This window comes from Streptomyces sp. NPDC007863, assembly GCF_040633895.1.
Taxonomy (GTDB): domain Bacteria; phylum Actinomycetota; class Actinomycetes; order Streptomycetales; family Streptomycetaceae; genus Streptomyces.
Window position 1 is genome coordinate 1 of the sequence record NZ_JBEYEI010000004.1, and the last position, 15,343, is coordinate 15,343.

The following is a 15,343-nucleotide window of genomic DNA, read 5'->3' on the forward strand; positions in this document are numbered from 1 at the left end:
TTTGGAGATCGGTGACGCCCATGAACGCGAGGTCGACGGTGTCCCCTGGTTCGAGGCTGTAGTCCGCGACCACGTTCGCTGACCACTGGCGTGTCCCGACGATCCGGCGGGCGGTCAGCGGCGGTTCGGCCGGATGGGCGGCGGTGGTCCAGCGCCCCAGGCACATCTCGGCGGTGATCCCGGGACCGAAGCCCGCGAGGATGCCACGGGCGCCCTCCGGCTGCCCGCCCTCCTCGAAGAGCCGCCGGACCGCGTCGAGGACGACGGCGCTGGCGATGTTCCCGTACTCCGTGAGGGTCGCCCGGCTGAACCGGAAGGCGTCCGGCGGCACTTCGAGGAAGAGGCTGAGGTCGTCGAGGATCCTCGGCCCGCCCGCGTGGATGATGTAGAAGTCGAGGTTGCCCGCGTCCCAGCCGTGCGCGCCGGCGATCTCGCGGAGCGCGGGGGCGAGCGGCTCCATCGTCTTGGGCACCCGCTTGTCGAGCAGGAAGTGGAAGCCGGTCTCGCGGACGCTGTAGGCGATCCACTCCTCGGTGTCGGGCACCAGGTGGGAGTCGTTGCGCTCCAGGGCGATGCCGGAGCCGCCCCGGCCGCGCACCACGGCGGCGGCGACGGCGTCGCCGAAGAGGCCGTTGGAGAGCAGCGAGCCGACGCCGAGGTCGGTCGGCTGGTAGCAGAGCGAGCAGAACTCGCAGGCCACGATGAGGACGTTGGCGTCCGGGTAGGCGGTGCAGAAGTCGTGCGCCCGGTTGATCGCGGCCCCGCCGGCGGCGCAGCCGAGCTGGGCGATGGGCACCTGCCTGGTGTGGCTGGGGAAGCCCATGGTGTTGATCATCCAGGCGGTGAGCGAGGGCATCATGAAGCCCGTGCACGACACGTAGACGATCATGTCGATGTCCGCCGGGCGGAGTCCCGCGTTGCCGAGGGCCTCCTCGACGACGGCGGGCACCCTCGCCTTGGCCTCGGCCTCGTAGAGCTCGTTGCGTTCCTGGAAGCCGGGGTGCTCCAGGGTCCGTTCGATGGGCTGCACGATGTGCCGCTTGGAGACCCCGGTGTTGCCGATCAGGCGCAGCGCCAGGGGGAGTTGGGGATGGTCGGCGTGACGCGCTCGGGCGAGGTCGAGGGTCTCCTCCATCGTGATCACGTGCTCCGGCACGGCCACCGCGGGTTTGCACAAGGTCACCACGGCACTCGCTCCTTCTTGTCGATCGGGCGAACTGCCGCCCACACTCGCCCCGTGCTCCCGAGCCCGCAACCGCGAGCGCGTCCGCCCCGTCACGGAGGGTGAGCGGGGGGATCGGCCGTACGGGGGGCTGTGCGGCCTTCGGCGTGTCGCGTGCGTCCGCCGCCGGGAACAGGCACGGCATGACCTCCGAACCACTGACGTCGCAGCCGTCGGCGTCCGAACCGTCACCGCCCGGACGCCCCGCGCCCGGCGCCGCCCCTCCCGGCTGCCCCGCCGCAGCCCGTCCGGCCCGCGTGTGGCCCGTGGACGACCTGCCCGCCCTGGACTTCGACCCGCTCCTCGCGGAGCTGCTCGCCAAGGAGCCGGTCTCCCGGATCAGTCTGCCGTTCGCCGCCGAGAACGAGGCCTGGCTGGTCACCCGGTACGCGGACGTACGGGCCGTGACCTCCGACCCGCGGTTCAGCCGGACGGCCCTGCTCGACCGCCAGGTCACCACGATGACCGGCCACATGGTGGCCTCGAAGGCGGCCCTGAACTACGCCGATCCGCCGTACCACACCCAGCTGCGCAAGGCGGTGACCAAGACCTTCACGGGCCGGGGCGTCCAGCGGCTGCGGCCCCTCGCCCAGGCGTCCTGCGACCGGCTCCTGGACGCCATGGAGGCGGCGGGACGGCCGGCCGACCTGATGGCCCGTCTGCACGGGCCGCTGCCGATGGCCGTCGTCTGCGACCTGCTCGGCATCCCCGAGGAGGACCGGGCCGAGCTGGCGTCCTGGCCGGACCTGATCCTGTCCTCGGGGCCCGGCCCGGAGAGCAGCCGCGCCGCCAAGGCGCAGATCCACGGCTATGTCACCCGGCTGCTCGACCACCGGATGGCGGAGCCCCGGGAGGACCTGGCGGGTGAGCTGGCCGAGGCGCTGGCGGAGGGCCGGATCGGCGCCGACGAGGCCGTGTCGCTGGCGATGGCGGTGCTGATCAGCGGCGCCCACGCGGTCCGCAACAACAGCGCCAACATGGTCTACGTGCTGCTCACGCGTCCGGAACTGCTCGCCCGGCTGCGGGCGGAACCGGAGCTGCTGCCGCAGGCCGTGGACGAGCTGCTGCGCTGGATCCCGCACCGCAACGGCGTGGGGCTGCCCCGGATCGCGACGGAGGACGTCGAGGTCGGCGGGGTGGTGATCCGGGCGGGCGAGGCGGTGTACGCCTCCTACCTGGCGGCCAACCGGGACCCGGAGGTCTTCGCGGACCCGGAGGCCCTCGACTTCGACCGCGCGGGCACCGGCCATCTCTCCTTCGGGCACGGGCCGCACCACTGCATGGGCGCGATGCTGACCCGGATGGAGTCCGAGGTGATGCTCGCCACCCTGCTCGCCCGCTACCCGGAGCTGCGGCTCGCGGGCCCGCCCGAGTCCGTGCCGTTCCAGTCCCAGGTCCTGATCCGCGGCCCGAGGGAGCTGTACGTCACCTGGTGACGGGCCCGGTCACCCGCTGCCGGGCCCGGGAGGGGGTCACTCCCCCGCGGCGTCGTACTCGGCCGTCAGGGTCCGGCACGTGGCGACGTCCCCGGCCATGGCGACGAGCAGGTCGTCGAGGGTGTCGAACTTGAGCATGCCGCGCACGTAGGCGAGGAAGTCGACGGTCACGTGGAGCCCGTACAGGTCGAGGCCCTCGCGGTCGATCGCGTACGCCTCCACCGTCCGCTCCTTGCCGTCGAACTGCGGGTTGGTACCGACGGAGATCGCCGCCGGCATCCGCTCGCCGTTCGCGGTCAGCCAGCCGGCGTAGACGCCGTCGGCGGGGATCGCGGTGTGCGGCAGGGTCTCCACGTTGGCCGTGGGGAAGCCCAGTTCGCGGCCGCGCTGGGCGCCGCGCACGACGATGCCCTCGACGCGGTGCGGGCGGCCGAGGATCTCGGCGGCGCCCGTCATGTCGCCCTCGGCGACGAGCCGCCGGGTGAGGGTGGAGGAGAAGGGCTGCCCGCCGCCGGCGGAGCCGCTCACGTACAGGTCGATGACCTCGACCTCGTAGTCGTAGGTGGGACCCAGCTCGGTGAGGTACTCCACGGTGCCCGCGGCGCGGTGGCCGAAGCGGAAGTTGGGGCCCTCGATGACGGCCCGGGCGTGCAGCTTGTCGACGATCACCTTGACGATGAAGTCGGCCGGCGACAGCTGCGAGAACTCCGCCGTGAACGGCAGCACGAGGACGGCGTCCACGCCCAGTTCGGCCATCAGCTCGGCGCGCCGGTGGTGCGGGGCGAGCAGCGGCGGGTGGCTGCCGGGGCGCACCACCTCGGAGGGGTGCGGGTCGAAGGTGACGACGACGGCGGGGACGCCGAGCTCGCGGGCGCGCTCCACGGCCCGCCCGATGATCAGCTGGTGCCCGCGGTGCACACCGTCGTAGGAGCCGATGGTGACGACGCTGCGCCCCCAGTCCTGGGGGATGTCCTCCAAGCCACGCCAGCGCTGCACTGTGACCGCTCCTCGTCCGCCTGTTCGCCCTGTACGCCCATTACGCAGGTCTAAGACTGCCATGCCCACGCCCGTCGGTCCGCATCGGCATGGAAGTGCCGGGTGTTCGGGGCGCCGGCAGGGCCTGTGCGAGCAGTGCGGCGAAGGCCGGATGGTCGGCGGCGAGCGTCGCGAGCAGCCGGTCCCGGTGGGCCGCTCCGCCCGGATCTCGGGCGTAGAGGGCGGCGGTACGGGCGAGGAGGGCGCGGTTGCGCGGGAGCGAGCGGCGGGCGGCGCCCTCGGCGGCGGCGGTCAGCAGCGCGTCCGCCACGGCGAGGTCGCCGGGCCCGGTCGCGTACGTCTCGTGGTCGAGGAGGACGTCGAGGAGTTCGGCCCGCAGATGGCGGGAGGCGCCGGTGCCGGGGGCGGCGAGCACGGGCGCGAGGGCGCGCCGGACGGCGGCGGGCGGGCCGTGGACGAGTCCGACGACCAGCGGGAAGAGCACGGCCCGCGCGGTCGGCCCCTCCTCGAACCGCAGGTCGACGTAGCCCGCGGCGTGGTCGGCGCCCTCGGGGTGGCGGTGCGCGTACTCCCGGACGAGGCCGGCGATCCGCCGGGTGAGGCCGGGCGCGTCGACGGCGGCGAGGGCGCGCAGTGCGCCGCCCGGGTCCCGCCCCTGGTCGAGCCGGTCCCGGAAGGCGTCGAGCACCGCCTCGGGGTGCTCGGCCAGCGCCCCGACGAGCGCGTCGGCGGGCACCCGGGCGTCGGCGAGGGCGCGCGCGAGGTAGGCGTCGCGGGTGTCCGGGTCGCGGACGAGGATGCCGAGGGCGGCCCCGTGCAGCCCCCGGTCGGCGGCCCGGCCGAGCAGCGCGCCCGCCGCGTACCGCAGCAGCTCCCGCTCCTGCCCGTCCTGCCCGCGCGCGGCGAGCAGGGTGCCGTGGACGGCGGCGGCGAGCCGCCGCTCCGGCCGGCCGTCGTCGTGCGCCCACCGGTCCACGGCCCGGCAGAGCGCGGCCGGCTCGTCGTCGACGAGCGCCGTGAGCAGCCCTTCGGCGAGCGGGTGCGCGGTGCCGACGAGGGCCTCGCAGAGGTCGTCGGCGGCGAGCCCCCGATGGGTGTGCAGCAGCTCCTGCGCGACGCTGCCCACGGTGACGTACGGCCGTCCGGGCAGGCCCCGGCCGTCGGTGAACCAGCGGCAGAGCAGCGGCTGGACCTCCCGGGTGCGGGCGACGAGGAGCTCCTCGACGAGGGCGAGGCAGGGCGCCGGGTCGGCGGTGACGGTCCGGCGCAGCAGGTCGAGCCGCTCGTCCTCGCCGACGGCGAGCCGTCCCCACCACGCGGGCCCGAAGCCGTCGAAGGCACCGGCGCGGCCCGCGCCCTCCCCCATCCGGTCGGCGAGCCGCCGCAGCACGGGCAGGTAGGGGCGCAGGTCGCCGACCCGGTCGAGGGTCCGCGCGAGCAGCGTGCGCGCCCACCAGACGGCCTCCTCGGGCGCCTCCTCCGGGAATCCGGCGAGGGCGCCGACGATCCGGTCGAGCGCAGGGGCCAGCGCGGCGGGCCCGCCCTCGCGGTGCACGAGCAGCAGCGCCTGGAGGACGGTCCCGGCCCGGTGCCGGGGCACGGCCGGCCGCCCGGTGTCTGCCTCGGCCTCCGCCTCGGGCTCCGTCTCCGGGGTGCCGTGGCCCGGGGTGCCGTGGACCAGGGTGTCGAGGGCCGTGTCAAGGTCGAGATGGGCGGCCTGCAGCCAGTCGGAGAGCTCCTCGTGGGCGAAGCGGTAGCCGGTGCCGGCGGGGACGAGGAGGCCCTCGGTGAGGACGGCGGGCGCCCAGCCGTCGCGCCAGGGGAACAGCGCCTCGAAGGAGGCGCGGTCGAGGAGGCCGTGGCCGGGGCCGAGGCAGCGCCGGGCGGCCTCGTGGACCTGGCCGGTGACGCGCGCGGCGAGCCGGCGGACGGCCCGGCCGCCGGGCCGGGGGCGGGTGTCGGCGGCGATCCTGACCGCGATCCGCAGGCACATCAGGTCCAGGTGCGCGGTGAAGATCTCGGCCCGGCCCGGCCGTCCCGGCACCTCGCCGGGGAGCGCGGCCCGCACCTCGGCGAGCAGCCGCAGGGCGAGCGGGTGCCGGGCGTCCGCGGCGTCGAGGTCCTCGTCCCCGATCCCGTACCCCTGGCGTACGGCCCTGGCCTCGGCCTCCGTGAGGTCGCCGAGCGGCAGCAGGGCCGGCGCGGCGCTCCACAGCGGGGCGGCCTGCTCGGCGTGCTCGGGGCGGCAGGCGAGGGCGAGCCGGACGCCGTGGGCGCGCAGCCAGCGCTCGGTGGCGGCGGTCCAGTCGGCGAGCCGGTGGGCGAGGGGCGGCGGCATCTCCTCGGGGCCGTCGAGGACGACGAGGAGGGGCCGTCCGGCCTCCCGGGCGAGGGCGGCCGCCCGCTCGGCGGTGACGGGGTCGCCGTCGGCCCCCGAGGCGGCGGCGATCCGGGCGGCCCGGTCGAGGACCCGCCCGACGGCCTCGGCGAGCGAGCCGTCGTCCTCGCGCAGGTCGGCGCCGCGCAGCCGCACGGTCGGCGCGGGCGCGACGCCCCGGGTCCGCGCCTCGCAGGCCGCGGCGAGCAGGGTGGTGCGCCCGCACCCGGGCTCGCCGACGACGGTGAGCACGGGGACGTCACCGGAGGGTGCCGCCCCGCGGGCGAAGCCGGTGACGGCGCGCAGGGCGGTGGGGCGGGCGGCCGGGGCCGGCCAGGGGGCGGGCTCCGCGGGCGGGAGCGCCGTGGCGGCGGTGAGCTCCAGGAGGGCGGCGAGGTTCAGGTCGGGGCCGTAGGCGGGGATCGTGGCGGAGTTGCGGCGCACCAGCGCGCCGAGGGGGCCGTCGGGGCGGATCGGGACGGCGTGTCCGGCGGCGCGCGGGTCGCCCTGGAGGGCGGTGCCGACGACGCCGAGGACGGTGCCGGTGGCGCTGTCGACGACGGGTCCGCCCGCGGCCGGACCGCCGAGCCGCAGCGCCTCGGCGCCCTGGGTGCCGATGGCGAGTTCGAGGGCGTCGGGCAGGACGTGGAGGCGGTCGGTGGCGGTGTAGGTGACGGCGGCGGGGCCGAGCACGCGGGCCTCCCGCCAGCCGTGCGCGGCGATCCTGACGTACGTGCCGGGTTCGACGGCCGCGCGGGTGGCGAGCGGCAGCGGGGGCACGCCCAGGCCCTCGGTGCGGATCAGGGCCAGTCCCTGCTCGGGGAAGGGGGTGATCGCGTCGGCCTCGGCGAGCCGGGTCATCTCCCCCGGCGCGTGCAGCACGACGCGCGTCAGCCCGTCGACGGCTTCGTGACTGGTGACGAGGGTGCCCTCGTGGTCGGCGAGGAATCCGGTGCCGCGCGGCCGGCCCGCCAGATCGCAGATGCGCACCAGCCCCACCGGCTCCGCCAGGTCCCCGCGTCCCATGGTGTGGAGGGTAGGTCGGCGACGGCCGCCGCAGGGCGCCGAGCGGCGAAGGCGCCCCCTCGCACTCCCCGGTTCACTCCGAGCGCTTCCCCGATGGGGTGAAGAAACGCGAAAGGGCGGGCGCGCAGCGCGCACCCGCCCTCCCTTCCGGAAGATCAGCCGAAGACGGCCAGGCTCTTCGCCTTGCCCCGCTGGTCCTCCACCAGGGCGAGCAGCTTCCCGTCCGGCCCGAAGACCGCCACGGCGCCCTTGGGGTAGTCGGGCATCTCCAGGCGCACCCCGTTGAGCAGCAGCCGGGCCCGCTTCTCGTCGACGTCCCAGCGCGGGAACGCCGCCGCGGCCGCGTCGGCGACCGGCATCACGGTCAGCTCCTCCTGGAGCTGGTCGAGGGTGCGGGCGCTGTCCAGCTTGTACGGGCCGACCCGGGTGCGCCGCAGCGCGGTGAGGTGCCCACCGACGCCGAGTCCGGCGCCGAGGTCCCGGGCCAGCGCCCGGATGTACGTACCGGAGGAGCAGACCACCGAGACGACCAGGTCGACGACGGGGGTGCCGTCCTCGGCCGTCGCCTCGCGCACGTCGTACACCCGGAAGGAGGAGACGGTGACCGGCCGGGCCGGGATCTCGAACTCCTCGCCGCCGCGCACGCGCGCGTAGGACCGCTTTCCGTCGATCTTGATCGCGGAGACCTTCGACGGCACCTGCATGATGGCGCCGGTCAGCTCCGCGACGCCCGCGTCGATCTGCTCGCGGGTGACCTTCGACGCGTCGACCGACGCCGTGATCTCGCCCTCGGCGTCGTCGGTGATCGTGGTCTGGCCCAGGCGGATGGTGCCCAGGTACTCCTTCTCGGTCAGCGCGAGGTGACCGAGCAGCTTCGTGGCCCGCTCCACGCCGAGGACGAGGACGCCCGTGGCCATGGGGTCGAGCGTGCCGGCGTGGCCGACGCGACGGGTCCTGGCGATCCCGCGCATCTTGGCGACGACGTCGTGCGAGGTGAAGCCCGACGGCTTGTCCACGATGACGAGGCCGTCGGGCGTCTGGATCTTGTCGCTCATTCGGCGGTGTCGTCCTCGCCCGGCTTCTTGTAGGGGTCCGCTTCGCCCGCGAAGGCGGCGCCCGAGGACGCCTCCCGCACCTGGGCGTCGGAGGCCCGCGCCTTGTCGAGGAGGTCCTCGATGGTCCGGGCGTTCTCCGGGAGGGCGTCGGCCACGAAGGCCAGGGTGGGGGTGAACTTGGTCCCCGCCGCCCGGCCCACGGCCGAACGGAGGATGCCCTTGGCGCTCTCCAGGCCGGCCGCGGCGCTCGCCCGGTCCTCGTCGTCGCCGTAGACCGTGTAGAAGACCGTCGCCTCCCGCAGGTCACCGGTGACGCGGGTGTCCGTGATGGTCACGTGCGTACCCAGGCGCGGGTCCTTGATGCCGCGCTGCAGCTTCTCGGCGACCACCTCCCGGATGAGGTCCGCCAGCTTCTTCGCCCGCGCGTTGTCGGCCACTGGTCCGTCTCCTTCTTTGCCTTGCTCATTCAGTCTTCATCAGTGTGGAGCCTTCGGCGCACCGACAGCAGCTCCACCTCGGGCCGGGCGGCCACCAGCCGCTCGCAGCGGTCCAGGACGCCGTTGAGGTGTCCGAGGTCCCCCGACACCATCGCGACGCCGATCTCGGCCCGCCGGTGGAGGTTCTGGCCGCTCACCTCCGCCACGCTCACCGAGAACTTCCGCTGGAGTTCGGCGACGATCGGCTTCACGAGGGAGCGTTTCTCCTTGAGCGAATGGACGTCGCCGAGGAGCAGGTCGAAGGACAGAGTCCCCACATACATGTGTGTCCGGATGTCCCGCCGGTTCGGGGTCAGTGGCCCCGCCCACCGCTGGACGGGAACACCGAAACCGTACACGGAACGGCCGGGGCCGATCGACGGAATATCCTCCGCCGACCGGCCCCGGCACTTCACCGCGTGTTACGCGCGCGGCTTCTCGCGCATCTCGTACGTCGCGATGACGTCGTCGATCTTGATGTCGTTGTAGTTTCCGAGGTTGATACCGCCCTCGAAGCCTTCACGAATCTCGGTGACGTCGTCCTTGAAGCGGCGCAGACCGTGGATGGTGAGGTCCTCGGCGATGACCTTGCCGTCGCGGAGGAGTCGCGCCTTGGTGTTGCGCTTGACCTCGCCCGAGCGGATGAGGACACCGGCGATGTTGCCCAGCTTGGACGAGCGGAAGACCTCGCGGATCTCCGCCGTGCCGAGCTCGACCTCTTCGTACTCCGGCTTGAGGAGGCCCTTGAGCGCCGCCTCGATCTCCTCGATCGCCTGGTAGATGACCGAGTAGTACCGGACGTCGACGCCCTCGCGCTCCGCCATCTGCGCGGCACGGCCGGCCGCACGGACGTTGTAGCCGATGACGATGGCGTCGGAGCCCATGGCCAGGTCGATGTCCGACTCGGTCACCGCACCCACACCGCGGTGCAGGACGCGGATGTCGACCTCTTCGCCGACGTCGAGCTGGAGCAGCGAGGCTTCGAGGGCCTCGACCGCACCGGACGCGTCGCCCTTGATGATGAGGTTGAGTTCCTGGACGAGACCGGCCTTGAGCACCTTGTCGAGGTCCTCGAGGGACACCCGGCGGACGCGCTTGGCGAAGGCGGCGTTGCGCTCACGCGCGGCGCGCTTCTCGGCGATCTGACGCGCCGTACGGTCCTCGTCGACGACCAGGAGGTTGTCGCCGGCACCCGGCACGTTGGTGAGACCGAGCACCAGGACGGGAGTCGACGGGGCCGCCTCCTCGACGTTGTTGCCCTTGTCGTCGAGCATCGCCCGGACGCGGCCGTACGCGTCGCCGACCACCACGGTGTCGCCGATGCGCAGCGTTCCGCGCTGGACCAGGACCGTCGAGACGGCGCCGCGACCACGGTCGAGGTGCGACTCGATCGCGATGCCCTGCGCGTCCTGGTTCGGGTTGGCCCGCAGGTCGAGCGAGGCGTCGGCCGTGAGGATCACGGCCTCGAGCAGGGAGTCGATGTGCAGACCCTGCTTGGCGGAGATGTCGACGAACATCGTGTCGCCGCCGTACTCCTCGGCCACCAGACCGAACTCGGTCAGCTGACCGCGGACCTTGACCGGGTCCGCGCCCTCGACGTCGATCTTGTTGACCGCGACGACGATCGGGACGCCGGCGGCCTTGGCGTGGTTGAGCGCCTCGATCGTCTGCGGCATGACGCCGTCGTTGGCCGCGACCACGAGGATCGCGATGTCGGTCGACTTCGCACCACGGGCACGCATGGCGGTGAACGCCTCGTGACCCGGGGTGTCGATGAAGGTGATGCGACGGTCTTCGCCGTTGACCTCGGTGCCGACCTGGTAGGCACCGATGTGCTGGGTGATGCCACCGGCCTCGCCCGCGACGACGTTCGTCTTGCGGATCGCGTCGAGGAGTCGGGTCTTACCGTGGTCGACGTGACCCATGACGGTGACGACCGGCGGACGGGAGACCAGGGCCTCTTCGCCGCCCTCGTCCTCGCCGAACTCGATGTCGAAGGACTCGAGGAGCTCGCGGTCCTCCTCCTCCGGCGAGACGATCTGGACGGTGTAGTTCATCTCCTCGCCGAGCATCGTCAGCGTGTCGTCGGAGACGGACTGCGTGGCCGTGACCATCTCACCGAGGTTCATCATCACCGCGACGAGCGACGCCGGGTTGGCGCCGATCTTCTCGGCGAAGTCGGTGAGGGACGCACCGCGCGACAGGCGAATGGTGTCGCCGTTGCCGCGAGGCAGCATCACGCCGCCCACGGACGGGGCCTGCATGGCCTCGTACTCCTGGCGCCTCTGACGCTTCGACTTGCGACCGCGACGCGCGGGACCGCCGGGACGACCGAAGGCGCCCTGCGTGCCACCACGGCCACCCGGGCCGCCGGGACGGCCGCCGAAGCCGCCGGGACGACCGCCGAAGCCGCCGCCACCGCCGCCGGGACCACCCGGACGACCGCCGCCGCCACCACCGGGACCACCGGGACGGCCGGCGAAGCCGCCGCCGCCACCGCCGGGACCGGCCGGACGACCGGCGAAGCCGGGACGACCGCCGCCGCCACCGCCGGGACCACCCGGACGGCCGCCGGGGCCACCGGGACCACGACCGCCAGGACCGGGGCGCGGGCCGGCAGCGGGACGCTGCGGCATCATGCCCGGGTTCGGACGGTTACCGCCGGGCGCGCCGCCCGGACGGGGAGCCTGCGGACGCGGCATGCCACCGGGGGTGGGACGCGCGCCGCCCTGGCCCTGCGGGCGCGGGGCGCCACCGGGGCCGCCCTGCGGACGCGGGGCACCCGGAACGGCACCGGGGCCGCCGGGACGCGGAGCACCGCCACCGGGACGGGGCGTCTGCGGACGCGCCATGCCGGTGGAGCCGCCGGAGGTGAAGGGGTTGTTGCCCGGACGCGGGCCGGCCGGACGCGGGGCGCCCGGACGCGGGGCCTGCTGGCCGGGACGGGGGGCCTGCTGACCACCCGGACGCGGCGCGCCCTGGCCCGGACGGGCACCGGACGGACGCTGGCCGGAGGGGGCACCACCGGGACGCTGACCACCAGCGGCCGGAGCCGCCGGAGCGGCCGGGGCCGCCGGAGGCGCGGTGAACTCCGGGTTGGTCGGAGCCGGGGCGGCGGGCGCCGGCTTGGGCGCGGGAGCCGCGGGCTTCGGACCCGGGGTCGGACGCGGGCCGGAGGCGGCCGGCGTCACGGGCTTCTCTGCCGCCGCGGGCTTGGGCGCCGGGGTGGGCGCGCCAGGCTTCGGGGCAGCGGGACGTGCGGCTGCGGGCGCCGAAGGCGCCGGCGCGGCCGGCTTGGGGGCGGGCGCCGCCTTGCGGGGCGCTCCGGGCTTGGCAGCGGTCTTGCCGGCGGAACCGCCGGGACCCTGCAAAGCGTCAGTCAACTTGCGCACGACCGGCGCCTCGATCGTCGAGGACGCCGAACGGACGAATTCACCGAGTTCCTGGAGCTTGGCCATCACGACCTTGCTCTCCACACCGAACTCCTTGGCGAGTTCGTATACCCGGACCTTAGCCACTTCGCTCCTTTATAGGTCCGGTTACCGCCGGACCGTCGCTACTTCATGGGCGTACTCATCGCGTACTCATCGAGTGCTCATCGCAATCTCGACCTACTTCCGACTCGCGAGGTACCTGACCGCACGGTGTTCCGTGCCGTACTTCTTGTTCACTGCGGTGCCGCCTGCGCGGCCTGCTCGATGTGCTCCCGCAGGGCCGTCGTGTCGAGCGGACCCGGGACCTTGAAGGTCCTCGGGAACGCCCGGCGGCGGACCGCGAGGTCGAGACAGTGCAAGACGGGGTGCACGTACGCACCCCGGCCGGGCAGCGTACCGCGATGATCGGGGACGCACTCGCCCTTATCCATCACGGTCCGCAGCAGTTCGCTCTTGGCCGCTCGCTCCCGGCATCCCACACAGGTTCGCTCAGGGCACGCGCGGGCATGCGTCCGGCCAGACACGATTAAGTCTACCTCCCCGTACCGACCTCACCCGTTTGGGGCAAAAATCGAACACCTGTTGGCCAAAAACGACCCTGGACGTGCGGCGGGCCGCTCAGCCCTCCTCGCCCTGGACCTCGGTGTCCGGGCGGATGTCGATCCGCCAGCCGGTGAGGCGCGCGGCGAGGCGGGCGTTCTGCCCCTCCTTGCCGATGGCCAGGGAGAGCTGGTAGTCGGGGACCGTCACCCGGGCGGACCGGGCGGCGGCGTCGACGACCTCGACCTTGGAGACGCGGGCCGGGGAGAGGGCGTTCGCCACCATCTCGGCCGGGTCGTCCGACCAGTCGACGATGTCGATCTTCTCGCCGAGCAGCTCGGCCATCACGTTCCGCACCCGGCTGCCCATGGGGCCGATGCAGGCTCCCTTGGCGTTCAGGCCCGAACGGGTGGACCGGACCGCGATCTTGGTGCGGTGACCCGCCTCACGCGCGATGGCGGAGATCTCGACGGAACCGTCGGCGATCTCCGGCACCTCCAGGGCGAAGAGCTTCTTCACCAGATTGGGGTGGGTGCGCGAGAGCGTGACGGACGGACCGCGGACGCCCTTGGCGACCCGGACGACGTACGTGCGCAGACGCAGGCCGTGCGTGTAGTCCTCGCCCGGCACCTGCTCCTGCACCGGGAGGATGGCCTCCAGCTTGTCGTCCAGCTTGACGAGGACGTTCTTCGGGTCCTTGCCCTGCTGCACCACACCGGCGACGACATCGCCCTCACGGCGGGCGTACTCGCCGAAGGTGACGTCGTTCTCGGCGTCGCGCAGCCGCTGCTGGATGACCTGGCGGGCGGTGCTCGCCGCGATGCGGCCGAAGTCCGACGGGGTGTCGTCGAACTCCTTGGGCTCCTGCCCCTCCTCCAGATCGGCCGGGTCCTCCTCGGCCCACACCGTCACGTGACCGGTGTGCCGGTCCAGCTCCACGCGCGCGTGGCGGCGGGCGGACGGGGTGCGGTGGTACGCGATGAGGAGGGCCGACTCGATCGCCTCGACCAGCATCTCGAAGGAGATTTCCTTCTCCTGTGCCAAGCCCTTCAGGAGCTTCACGTCGATGTCCACGGCTACGCCTCCTCTTCCTTCTTGTCCTTGCGGTTGAACTCGATCTCGACACGCGCCTTGGCGATCTCGGCGAACTCCACGCGGCGGGCGGTGGCCTTGCGGCCCTTCACGCCCGGGACCTCGGTGTCGATGCCGTCCTCGTCCACGGCCACGATCCGGGTCACCAGGTCGCCGCCCTCGGTGAGCTGGAGCTTCACGAGGCGGCCGGTGGCCCGGACGTAGTGGCGGTGCTCGGAGAGCGGACGGTCGGCACCCGGGGAGCTGACCTCCAGGACGTACTCGCCGTCGCCCATGGCGTCGGTCTCGTCCAGCTTCGCGGAGATGGCGCGGCTCAGTTCCGCGCAGGCGTCCAGCTCGACGCCCTCTTCCGAGTCGACGACGATCCTCAGCAGTCCGCGGCGGCCGGCCCGGGAGACCTCGATCTCCTCCAGATCCAGGTGCTCCGCGTGGACGAGCGGCTCAATGAGTCCGCGCAGCCTGTCGCTCTGGGTGGTGCTCATCCGGGTGACTCCTCGGCCGCGTGTGCTGTTGTGGGTGCGTCGCTCGTCGCTGCTTCTCGCTGCGTGTCGGATCAAGGGTATCCGGTCCCGGAGGGTGTTGCCGTCCACCGCACGGGGCCCCGCGGGTACGCTCGCCTGCGGTGATCTTCGACGGGCGGCCGGGAGGGGTCCGGAATGCTGAGGGAGAGAGCGTGACGACGACGGGCAGACGCGCCCTGCTCGTGGCGGGGGCCTCGGCCGCCGCGGCGGCCCTGACCGGATGCACCTCCGAGGACGCGGGGCCGCGCCGGCCCGGCGCGGCGGAGGAGGCGGCGGCCCGCGAGGCCGAACGGGTGGCCCGCGCCGAGGCGGCCCTGCGCCGCCGCGCGGTGACCGCCTCGCGGACCCTCCTCGCGCGCTACGACGCCGCCCTCGCCGCCCATCCCGCGCTCCACGCGCGCGTGGCCCCGCTGCGCGCCTCCGCCGCGGCCCACGCGAGCGCCCTCGGCGAGGGCGACCGCCCGACCCCGGACGCCTCCTCCGGGACCCCGGACGCCTCCTCCGGGACCCCGGGCCCTTCCTCCGGGACCCCGGGCACCGGCACGGCCTCCGCCGGCCCGGCCGTGCCCGCCGATCCGAAGGCCGCGCTGCGGGAGCTGGCCGCCGCCGCGCGGGCCGCCTCCGACGCGCACACCGCCGAGCTGCTCGCGGCGCCGCCCGAGTACGCCCGGCTGCTCGCCTCCGTGGCCGCCGCCGGCGCCGCCCACGCCTACCTCCTCACCGAAGGAGCCCGCGCATGAGCGCCGTCTTCCGGGCGGCCCAGGCCGCCCTCGCCGCCGAGCACGCCGCCGTGTACGGCTACGGGGTCGTCGGCGCCCGGGTCGCCGAGGAGCGCCGGGCCGAGGCGACCGCCTGCTACGAGGCGCACCGGGCCCGCAGGGACGCGCTGCGCCGCACCGTCCGCGACCTCGGCGGCACGCCGGTCGCCGCGGCCGCCGCGTACGAGCTGCCGTTCCGGGTCGCCGACCCGGCCGGCGCGGAGCGGCTCGCGGCCGTCCTGGAGGACCGGGTGGCCGGGGTCTACTCCGACCTGGTGCGGGCGGGCGACGGCGCCGTACGGCGCGAGGCCGCCGCCGCGCTCCGGGAGGCGGCCGTGCGCGCGGTGCGGTGGCGCGGCAGCGACGTAACCTTTCCTGGGCTCGCCGAGCGGGTGTGAGTCCGGCCCCCA

13 protein-coding genes are annotated in these 15,343 nt (G+C 74.1%); 3 read left to right on the forward strand and 10 right to left on the reverse strand.

What is annotated here, in order from left to right; all coding sequences use genetic code 11:
• On the reverse strand, positions 1–1,186 hold a 1,186-nt coding region (locus tag ABZ621_RS07285), incomplete at its 3' end, for a type III polyketide synthase (RefSeq protein ID WP_360601614.1).
• Between the two features lie 302 nt (positions 1,187–1,488).
• Here ABZ621_RS07285 and ABZ621_RS07290 point away from each other — a divergent pair.
• On the forward strand, positions 1,489–2,658 hold the full coding sequence (locus ABZ621_RS07290; RefSeq protein WP_360601616.1) for a cytochrome P450: 1,170 nt from the start codon (positions 1,489–1,491) through the stop codon (positions 2,656–2,658).
• 36 nt (positions 2,659–2,694) lie between these two features.
• Here the strand turns inward: ABZ621_RS07290 and ABZ621_RS07295 are convergent, their stop codons facing one another.
• The 9 genes from ABZ621_RS07295 to rimP form a co-directional block, all read right to left on the reverse strand.
• Positions 2,695–3,654, reverse strand: a complete 960-nt coding sequence (locus tag ABZ621_RS07295) for a bifunctional riboflavin kinase/FAD synthetase (protein WP_360601618.1) — start codon at positions 3,652–3,654, stop codon at positions 2,695–2,697.
• A 40-nt stretch (positions 3,655–3,694) separates the two neighbouring features.
• The gene (locus ABZ621_RS07300; protein WP_360601620.1) at positions 3,695–7,057 is read right to left on the reverse strand and encodes a serine protease; all 3,363 of its coding nucleotides are present in this window, start codon (positions 7,055–7,057) and stop codon (positions 3,695–3,697) included.
• Between the two features lie 155 nt (positions 7,058–7,212).
• Positions 7,213–8,112 (reverse strand): tRNA pseudouridine(55) synthase TruB, encoded by a 900-nt coding sequence (gene truB, locus ABZ621_RS07305; protein ID WP_360601622.1) that lies wholly within the window; start codon positions 8,110–8,112, stop codon positions 7,213–7,215.
• Positions 8,109–8,549 (reverse strand): 30S ribosome-binding factor RbfA, encoded by a 441-nt coding sequence (rbfA, locus tag ABZ621_RS07310; protein ID WP_043230195.1) that lies wholly within the window; start codon positions 8,547–8,549, stop codon positions 8,109–8,111. The genes truB and rbfA overlap by 4 nt, the downstream gene beginning before the upstream one ends.
• A 29-nt stretch (positions 8,550–8,578) precedes the next feature.
• Positions 8,579–8,872: a DUF503 domain-containing protein gene (locus tag ABZ621_RS07315; protein ID WP_031008504.1), complete on the reverse strand. Its 294-nt coding sequence runs from the start codon at positions 8,870–8,872 to the stop codon at positions 8,579–8,581.
• A gap of 138 nt (positions 8,873–9,010) precedes the next feature.
• Positions 9,011–12,106 carry a translation initiation factor IF-2 gene (gene infB, locus ABZ621_RS07320; protein ID WP_360601624.1) on the reverse strand — a complete coding sequence of 1,032 codons (3,096 nt, stop codon included), beginning with the start codon at positions 12,104–12,106 and terminating at the stop codon, positions 9,011–9,013.
• A gap of 149 nt (positions 12,107–12,255) precedes the next feature.
• Positions 12,256–12,546, reverse strand: a complete 291-nt coding sequence (locus tag ABZ621_RS07325) for a YlxR family protein (RefSeq protein ID WP_360601626.1) — start codon at positions 12,544–12,546, stop codon at positions 12,256–12,258.
• A 94-nt stretch (positions 12,547–12,640) separates the two neighbouring features.
• Positions 12,641–13,636, reverse strand: coding sequence for a transcription termination factor NusA (gene nusA / locus ABZ621_RS07330; protein WP_360601628.1), 996 nt, complete (start codon positions 13,634–13,636; stop codon positions 12,641–12,643).
• A 2-nt stretch (positions 13,637–13,638) separates the two neighbouring features.
• Positions 13,639–14,136, reverse strand: coding sequence for a ribosome maturation factor RimP (rimP, locus tag ABZ621_RS07335; RefSeq protein ID WP_360601630.1), 498 nt, complete (start codon positions 14,134–14,136; stop codon positions 13,639–13,641).
• A gap of 191 nt (positions 14,137–14,327) precedes the next feature.
• Between rimP and ABZ621_RS07340 the strand changes: the two genes are divergently transcribed.
• Both ABZ621_RS07340 and ABZ621_RS07345 read left to right on the forward strand, forming a co-directional pair.
• Positions 14,328–14,915 carry a hypothetical protein gene (locus ABZ621_RS07340; RefSeq protein WP_360601632.1) on the forward strand — a complete coding sequence of 196 codons (588 nt, stop codon included), beginning with the start codon at positions 14,328–14,330 and terminating at the stop codon, positions 14,913–14,915.
• Positions 14,912–15,331, forward strand: a complete 420-nt coding sequence (locus ABZ621_RS07345; protein WP_360601634.1) for a ferritin-like domain-containing protein — start codon at positions 14,912–14,914, stop codon at positions 15,329–15,331. Before ABZ621_RS07340 ends, ABZ621_RS07345 begins: the two co-directional genes overlap by 4 nt.
• The last annotated feature ends 12 nt before the right edge of the window (positions 15,332–15,343 follow it).

What these genes read in the sequence shown, in the direction of transcription:
- ABZ621_RS07300 (WP_360601620.1), bottom strand. Translation starts at nt 7,057, where the DNA reads ATGGGACGCGGGGACCTGGCGGAGCCGGTGGGGCTGGTGCGCATCTGC.
- truB (WP_360601622.1), bottom strand. Translation starts at nt 8,112, where the DNA reads ATGAGCGACAAGATCCAGACGCCCGACGGCCTCGTCATCGTGGACAAG.
- ABZ621_RS07315 (WP_031008504.1), bottom strand. Translation starts at nt 8,872, where the DNA reads ATGTATGTGGGGACTCTGTCCTTCGACCTGCTCCTCGGCGACGTCCAT.
- rimP (WP_360601630.1), bottom strand. Translation starts at nt 14,136, where the DNA reads ATGAGCACCACCCAGAGCGACAGGCTGCGCGGACTCATTGAGCCGCTC.
- ABZ621_RS07345 (WP_360601634.1), top strand. Translation starts at nt 14,912, where the DNA reads ATGAGCGCCGTCTTCCGGGCGGCCCAGGCCGCCCTCGCCGCCGAGCAC.